The sequence below is a fragment of the Pseudoalteromonas aliena genome (assembly GCF_038155085.1).
In the GTDB taxonomy this organism is placed as follows: Bacteria; Pseudomonadota; Gammaproteobacteria; order Enterobacterales; family Alteromonadaceae; genus Pseudoalteromonas; species Pseudoalteromonas aliena_A.
Window position 1 is genome coordinate 1 of the sequence record NZ_JBAKAU010000143.1, and the last position, 225, is coordinate 225.

1 pseudogene is annotated in these 225 nt (G+C 47.1%); it reads left to right on the forward strand.

Annotated features, from left to right (window positions below):
* Positions 1-225: pseudogene (locus V6260_RS18855) on the forward strand (methyl-accepting chemotaxis protein); the annotation flags it as partial.

A 225-nucleotide genomic window follows, 5' to 3' on the forward strand; every position in this document is an offset into this window, starting at 1 on the left:
AACCCATGATCACTAACCTACACGAAGGTGCAAACGCCGCAGTAGAAGCAGTTAAATCACGCCAAGCACTTTCAGTTTCTACCGTCGACCAGGCGTCATCCGCCAATACATCGCTTAATGAAATAGAACGACTTGTTTCAATTATTACCGATATGAACCGCCAAATAGCACGAGCCACAGAGCACCAACCGCAAGCTGCCGACGAGGTTAAGTTGCGTATTAATG